Source organism: Staphylococcus pasteuri, from assembly GCF_030547725.1.
Classification (GTDB): Bacteria; Bacillota; Bacilli; order Staphylococcales; family Staphylococcaceae; genus Staphylococcus; species Staphylococcus pasteuri.
The window spans coordinates 1-266 of the sequence record NZ_JAUOQO010000410.1; the positions used below are offsets into that span (position 1 = coordinate 1).

At 46.2% G+C, this 266-nt stretch carries 1 protein-coding gene; it reads left to right on the plus strand.

Annotated features, from left to right (window positions below; translation table 11 throughout):
• Nucleotides 1–34 precede the first annotated feature (34 nt).
• Nucleotides 35–266, plus strand: a 232-nt coding sequence (locus tag Q4528_RS14180; protein ID WP_303522258.1) for a hypothetical protein, incomplete at its 3' end; no start/stop codon positions are given.

The window sequence follows — 266 nt, forward strand, 5'->3', positions numbered from 1 at the left end:
GAATAATGCCCGCCATCCTGAGTTCGACCAGTTTTTGGAAGAGCAACCAGTATTGATGATCACTGAACTCGTCGATTTTATAATGTCTAGGCTCGCTCGCGATATCAGCCAAGAAAACGATCTTCTTTCAGTCACCTTTTCTGCTGGTAGCTATATTGATCACGCTTTTCAGCCAGTACAAACTATCTCTAAGCGTACCTCGCTCTTCCTTTCTTTCGCGATACCTGCATCAATTCCACTCGGGGTCGAGAAGCTGAGGGTTGGAG